Annotated in this window: 5 protein-coding genes; 2 read left to right on the top strand and 3 right to left on the bottom strand. The window is 55.7% G+C overall.

Annotation, left to right across the window (positions count from 1 at the left end; genetic code table 11):
• Window positions 1-263 precede the first annotated feature (263 nt).
• From FE783_RS30465 to FE783_RS30455, 3 genes are all read right to left on the bottom strand, one after another.
• Window positions 264-2060, bottom strand: coding sequence for an ABC transporter ATP-binding protein (locus FE783_RS30465; RefSeq protein ID WP_138883165.1), 1797 nt, complete (start codon window positions 2058-2060; stop codon window positions 264-266).
• Window positions 2057-3802, bottom strand: a complete 1746-nt coding sequence (locus tag FE783_RS30460) for an ABC transporter ATP-binding protein (RefSeq protein WP_138883164.1) — start codon at window positions 3800-3802, stop codon at window positions 2057-2059. Before FE783_RS30460 ends, FE783_RS30465 begins: the two co-directional genes overlap by 4 nt.
• A gap of 165 nt (window positions 3803-3967) precedes the next feature.
• Window positions 3968-4528 (bottom strand): beta-class carbonic anhydrase, encoded by a 561-nt coding sequence (locus tag FE783_RS30455; RefSeq protein ID WP_138883163.1) that lies wholly within the window; start codon window positions 4526-4528, stop codon window positions 3968-3970.
• A 409-nt stretch (window positions 4529-4937) separates the two neighbouring features.
• Here FE783_RS30455 and FE783_RS30450 point away from each other — a divergent pair, with 409 nt between their 5' ends.
• Both FE783_RS30450 and FE783_RS30445 read left to right on the top strand, forming a co-directional pair.
• On the top strand, window positions 4938-5549 hold the full coding sequence (locus FE783_RS30450; protein ID WP_138883162.1) for an ABC transporter substrate-binding protein: 612 nt from the start codon (window positions 4938-4940) through the stop codon (window positions 5547-5549).
• A 67-nt stretch (window positions 5550-5616) separates the two neighbouring features.
• Window positions 5617-6105, top strand: coding sequence for a type 2 periplasmic-binding domain-containing protein (locus FE783_RS30445; RefSeq protein WP_138883161.1), 489 nt, complete (start codon window positions 5617-5619; stop codon window positions 6103-6105).
• Window positions 6106-6119 lie beyond the last annotated feature (14 nt).

The following is a 6119-nucleotide window of genomic DNA, read 5'->3' as shown; positions in this document are numbered from 1 at the left end:
CGGGGACGGCACACGCCGAGTGACGGGGTGCAGGGGGCGTGGCTCCCTGCAAAAAGCAAGAAACTATGAAAAACCGAGTAATTCACAGTAAGACTCCAGAATTAAGGGGCCGAACCGAAGAGTGAACTTATGTTTTGTATTAGAAAAATTACGTTCAGTAATCGCGAAATCCTACCTGGAATCAGCAAAATAGCGCATTGAAGTTCATAGTTAATGAAGTTAGGTTCATAGCAAAAACGGGGCCACATCCGTGACCCCGTTCATCATGCACGCTTACTGTCCACGAGACAAGCGGCCGACTCATCCACCGACTCTTCCCCCTGCCATAGCAGCTGCATCTCTTTACTTGTCGCCAGCAGCTCGGCGAGCGTCCCTTCCGCCTCGATGCGGCCGTCCTTCATCACGATAATATGATCCGCCCGCGCCAGAGCAGCCCTGCGGTGGGATACGGCGATACAGGTGGCGTCCTGCTCCGAGAACAGCCGCTCCCACAGCTGCTTCTCGGTCTGGACGTCGAGCGCGCTCGATAGGTCGTCGAAGAGGAGCAGGTCCGCTCGGGTCATCATCATCCGCGCCGTAGCGGCGCGTTGAATTTGACCGCCGGACAGCATGACGCCTCTCGGCCCGACGAACGTTTCGAGCCCGTGCTCCAGTTCCTCGATGTCCTTCTCCATTACGGCGAGCCGCACCGAGCGCTGAAGCGTCTCCGGCGACTCCCGGCTTCCCTGGACAATGTTCTCCCGGAGCGGGTCGCTGAACAGGCGCGGCACTTGCGGCGTATAAGCCGCTCTCGGCGGAATCAGGAACGTTGCCGGATCGGCGACCTCGCGACCGTTCCAGCTTACGTCCCCGCCGCTCTTCGGCAGAAGCCCCAGAAGGGCGCGTACCAGCGTCGATTTGCCGGAACCGATTCTCCCGGTGACGACGAGAAATTTGCCGCGCTCCAGTCGGAAGCTGACGTCCGCGATGCCGTTCACCGAGTTCGGGTACGTATACGAGAGCCCTCTCACTTCGAGACATTGCAGAGCGTCCGCCTTATTGTCGACGGCTGCCGCAGCCTCCGGAGGAGACCTATACAAGTAAGGCTCGCTGTGCTCGGCCAGACGATCCTCTTCGCCCGGACGGAACAGCACCCGCATCCGCTCAAGCGCCACTTTCAACCGCTTGTGCTGGAACACCATATACCCGAACAGCGAGATGCTGTTCGCAAACATCCCCAAGTACGACGTCAAGAGTGCAAAGTCCCCTACTGTGAAACGGCCGGCCCTCATCTCGGAAGCGCACATCAGCAAAATTATGCCCGTGCAAATATTCAAAACGTGCTGGTTCAACGACTGCATCCACTTTTTGAACAGATTATCCTTAAGCGCCGCCTGTCTGCGGGCTTCGTTCAGCCGCACGAAGCGGTTCAGCACATGCTTCTCGGCTTGGCCGAGCTTCACCGCCTGCACGGCACCGAACGTCTCGGCAATAAATCCGGTAATTTGCCCGGTGGCCTCGCGATTAAGCCGGCTGTACCGTCTCGCTCGGTCGCCCGACAAGTTGTTCAGAAGCGTAACGACGAGCAGCGGCAATAACGCCACCACCGTTATTTTCCAATTGACAGCCACCATGATCGCCACGGCAATACCCGCAAAGGCCAACCTTCCCCAGAAGTCCACCCACGATTCCACATATTCGACAACCTCGTCCACGTCCTCGCGGAAGCGCGTCATCGCTTCTCCCGGCGAAGCGGGAAGGTTGCGTCCGGGCCAACGCATCAAGCCGGACAGCATATTCGTCCGCAATACCGCCTGAATGTGGTAAAAGTACGTCACCCATTCGTAAAACGCGACGAAAAAAACGCCTACCCTCGTAAATCTTATCAAGGCTACGGCCAGGAGCGGGATCGTCAGCCACACTATATCGTCGGAACGGCTCGTCGCCCGGTCGAAAAACCACTGCATCCCGACACCGAGCAGCAGCGGTATGGAGTGGAATACGCCCCATAGCAGGCCGTTGACTACAAACAGCGTCAACCGGAAGCGGAGGAGTCGTTCCATAAATCGGGTTACCGTCATGCCAGCTCCTCCTGTCTGTCGGCCGTAAGCAGCGCCGCGTAATGGGAAGACGGATCTCTCGCCAAATTCTCTCTCGAACCGAACTCCAACACGCGTCCGTCACCGAGAACCATAATTTTGTTCACCTTCTCCAAAGTGGACAGCCGGTGGGCGATCACGATGCCGGTGCATCGCTCGAGCAATTGATTCACGGCCTCCTGCAGCGCCGCTTCGGTAGCCGCGTCCAGCCGGGAGGAAGGCTCATCCAGAATGACCAGGCTCGGCCGTGTCAAGAAAACCCGGGTCAGCGCGAACAGCTGCGCCTCGCCTGCGGATAGCGACGTTCCACCGGCCTGCAGATGGGTGTCCAGCCCGTTCGGCAGCCCTTCGATCCATTTCCGCAGCCCCAGCTTCCCGGTCGTCTCCATAATAGCTTCATCCGTTACACCGTCGTCGAACAGCGTCAAATTATCCCTCAGCGTCCCGTCGAACAGCTGCACCTCCTGCGTAACCATCCCGACGCGGCGGTAAAGCGCCTCTAGACGCAGCGTGCGAATATCGACTCCACCTACGCGGATAACGCCGCTATCGATGTTGTACAGCCGCAGCAGCAAGCGGCTGAGGCTCGATTTGCCGCTGCCGGTACGGCCCACGATGCCAAGACGCTCTCCGGGACTTAAGCGGAAGCTGACGTCGTGAAGCACGGGCGTCCCTTGGTTGTAGCTGAAATTCACATGCTCGAACTGGATGCCGAGTGCCCCGTCGGGAAGTGCAAGCCCGGTTCCGTCGACAATCTCGCTCTCCGTGGAGAGCAGCTCCCGGGAACGCCGCAAGCCGGACTTCGCTTTCTGAAACTCCTGCATCTGGTTGCCGAGCTGTTCGATCGGATCATTCAACATCTGTGTATACTGAAAGATCAAGTACAGCGTACCGAGCGACAGCTCGCCCGCCGCATAGAACCGGACGCCCATCCACAGTACGATCGTGACGGCCGCGGCAAACAATACGACGGTCGCATTCCACGGGACTACCCGCAGCATCCACGCTCTACGCCCTTTCAGGAATACGGCGCGCATCGCCCGATGAAACCGGTTCATCACATACGGTACGCTTCCGCCCGCCTGCACGTCCTCGATGCCGGCGAGGCGTTCCTCGATCAGGCCGAACAACGATGCGCTCGCTTCCCGTTCCACTTGCGAGCTGGCCACACCCAGATTTCGGATCACGACCATGACGCCGACGGACAATAGGGTGAACACCGTCATGACGACGGCTATCTGCCAATGATAGACGTACATAAAGCCGAGAATACCGGTAAGCAGAACGAAGCTGCCTACGATCTGCACGACGAACATCGCGAAAAAGTTGGACATGCCGGTAACGTCCCCGTCAATACGCTCGATCATGACGCCTGGCGTTTTCAGATTATGAAAGCGCATATCCAATCGAAGACAATGGCGGAGCAGATCGGCCCGCAGCCGATTCGTCGCCCTCCAGGCCACGTCGTTGCCGAGATAGCTCAGCAGGACCGTAAACAGCTGGTTGAACGCCGCTATGACCAGAAACAACCCGGCAAGACCGAGCAAGCTTGCGACTTCCCCCTGTGCGGCGGCCGTATCGATAAAACGCTGGATAATTTGCGGATTCACGAGCTGGCATGCGGTCGACGTCAGCAAAATGAGCAGCAGGATGGCGATCCGGCCTTTGACGGGAACCAAGTACCGCAGCAGCCACAGCATCGATACTTGCTTATTAGGCGGCATAACGCTCGCCCCCCTTTGCAATGATGATAACTACCATCATACACGAATCGGCGGCCGGGCAGCGGTAGAGATTTCATAAAATGCAATTATCGGAGCATGCGAAAAAGCCGAAGCCCGGGGACTATCCCCCGCTACTCCGGCTCTCTTCGAATCTAGCGCTCATGATTACCTATAATCCTCGACAATGACCTCCACCGCTCCCGTCTCCGGGTCCATCACAAATCCGTGAACGGGCACGGCCTGCGGGAAAAGTGGATGCCTACGGATCATTTTGACGCTGTGCATCACGCCATCCTCCGGACGGTCGAAGCCGCGCAAAAACTTTTCCATCCGAATGCCGGAGTTTTCCAGCGTCTCTATGACCATAGGATCGATTCCATTCTCGGCGAACTTGCGTACCATTCCCGTCGCATCGATCTCGGTCATACCGCAGCTGTGATGGCCGATCACGATCACTTCCCGCGCGCCCAGCTCGTACACGGCCACCAGTATGCTGCGCATCGCGCTGCCGAAAGGCTGCGTTAAGATGGCCCCCGCATTTTTAATGAACTTCGCATCCCCATTCTTCAAGCCTAGCGCCTTCGGAAGCAGCTCGCTGAGCCGCGTATCCATGCACGTTAAGATGGCCACCTTTTTATCCGGGTATTTGTCCGTTAAGTAGTCTTCATACCGCCTCTCTTCAACAAACTTCTTGTTAACCTCCAGTAAGCTCGAAACAATGGACATGCGCTGGCCTCCTCGCCGCATACGGCCCCATGAGTAGTTAGGTTGGTTGAATGTTTACCTATTTAAAAGTTTAACATCCGTGCTATGAATATAGCAAAAACCGGCATAACTTTGATCTTATGACTGAATAGACGCCTGAAATGACCGAATCGCCAATAGTTCGAAACATTCCTCAACTATAAACTGAGTACAGGAACAAGGTTCCATTATACAACCCGCATAGGTCGGGTAAGGGGGAATCTTTGCCGATGGCTAGAAAAGGTTTTGCCGCATCGCTTGCTTGGGGAATGTTCCTATTCGTGTTGGCGGCATGCGGGAACGGCGCCAAAGGATCTGAAACGGGCGCGCCCAACAACAATCGAACACCGAGACGAAGCCGAAAGAACCCGTAGAGCTTGTTTTCTTTTCGCTGAGCGGTGGTTCGGAAGAAGCATTTAACCAAAAATACGGAGATGCCATCAAAGCCAAATTCCCGGACTACGCCATCAAGTTCATCCGTTCGGAGCCGGGCGAAACGCTGCCGGATCTGCTCGCCGCCAAACAGCGCATCGATTTTGTGTTCAATGTGTTCGACTATGCTTTGGACCCGCTCTTTAGCTACAATCTGCAGTACGATATGACCGAATTAGTCAAGAAGCATCAAGTCGATCTGACCCAAATCGAGCCTACGCTCATGGACGCGGTCAAGAATGCGGGCAACGGCAAACTGTACTTGCTGCCGACCGACCAACAAATCCAAGTGATGTATTACAACAAAGGGATATTCGATAAATTCGGCGTCCCGTATCCGAGAAACGGCATGACATGGGACGAGACGCTGGAGCTGTCCAAGAAGCTGACCCGGAAAGACGGAGAGAAGCAATATTTGGGCTTCGCCGCTTCACCCGCCTTCATCTTCAAGACAAACCCGTACTCCGAGCCTTATCTCGATCCGAAGACGGAAAAATCGACCTTCGAGCGCGATACGTGGAAAAAATTGATTCAGACCGTATTCGTTTCGCCGTCGCAGGATCAAGGCTAAAGACCGGGTCGGCACGCTGAAAGCGATTCCGTACCGTCTGGAATTTACGAATACGCAGGAGCTTGCGATGTTTGCCTTCCATTCGGAGTTCCCGGTTTCCGTACCGAAAGATCTGGAGAAAATCGATTGGGATATGGTCGCATTGCCGACGTTCAAAGAATTGTCGGGAGTAGGTGCGCAAGCTTCCCCGGTCGGCCTCGCCATCACCTCGATGGCGCAAAATAAAGATGCCGCGATGGAAGTGCTGAAATACATCCTCTCCAAGGAGAACCAGACGGCGATTTCGAAGAAAGGGATGATCCCTGTCCTGACGGACGAATCGGTCAAAAAAGTATTTTCGCAGGACAGTCCGTTCAAAGGGAAAACCTGGGGTGCCGTTTTCTACAACAAATTGGCCCCGATTCCTTACAAATCCGTATACGAGCTGAAGATCGAGAATATATATGCCGCCGCAGCCAACATTGTCAAAGGTACGACCGATCTGAACACCGCGCTCCGCGAAGCGGCCGAGAAGGCGAATCAAGCGGTAGCCGATGAGAAAGCGTCGAAAAAATAGGTTCCAGCTTTAGC

Source organism: Paenibacillus mesophilus (assembly GCF_005938385.1).
Lineage (GTDB): Bacteria > Bacillota > Bacilli > Paenibacillales > NBRC-103111 > Paenibacillus_AB > Paenibacillus_AB mesophilus.
Note: the sequence above shows the minus strand (reverse complement) of the source record. Positions and strands in the feature narration are given on the sequence as shown.

What these genes read in the sequence shown, in the direction of transcription:
- FE783_RS30465 (WP_138883165.1), bottom strand. Translation starts at nt 2,060, where the DNA reads ATGACGGTAACCCGATTTATGGAACGACTCCTCCGCTTCCGGTTGACG.
- FE783_RS30460 (WP_138883164.1), bottom strand. Translation starts at nt 3,802, where the DNA reads ATGCCGCCTAATAAGCAAGTATCGATGCTGTGGCTGCTGCGGTACTTG.
- FE783_RS30455 (WP_138883163.1), bottom strand. Translation starts at nt 4,528, where the DNA reads ATGTCCATTGTTTCGAGCTTACTGGAGGTTAACAAGAAGTTTGTTGAA.
- FE783_RS30445 (WP_138883161.1), top strand. Translation starts at nt 5,617, where the DNA reads ATGTTTGCCTTCCATTCGGAGTTCCCGGTTTCCGTACCGAAAGATCTG.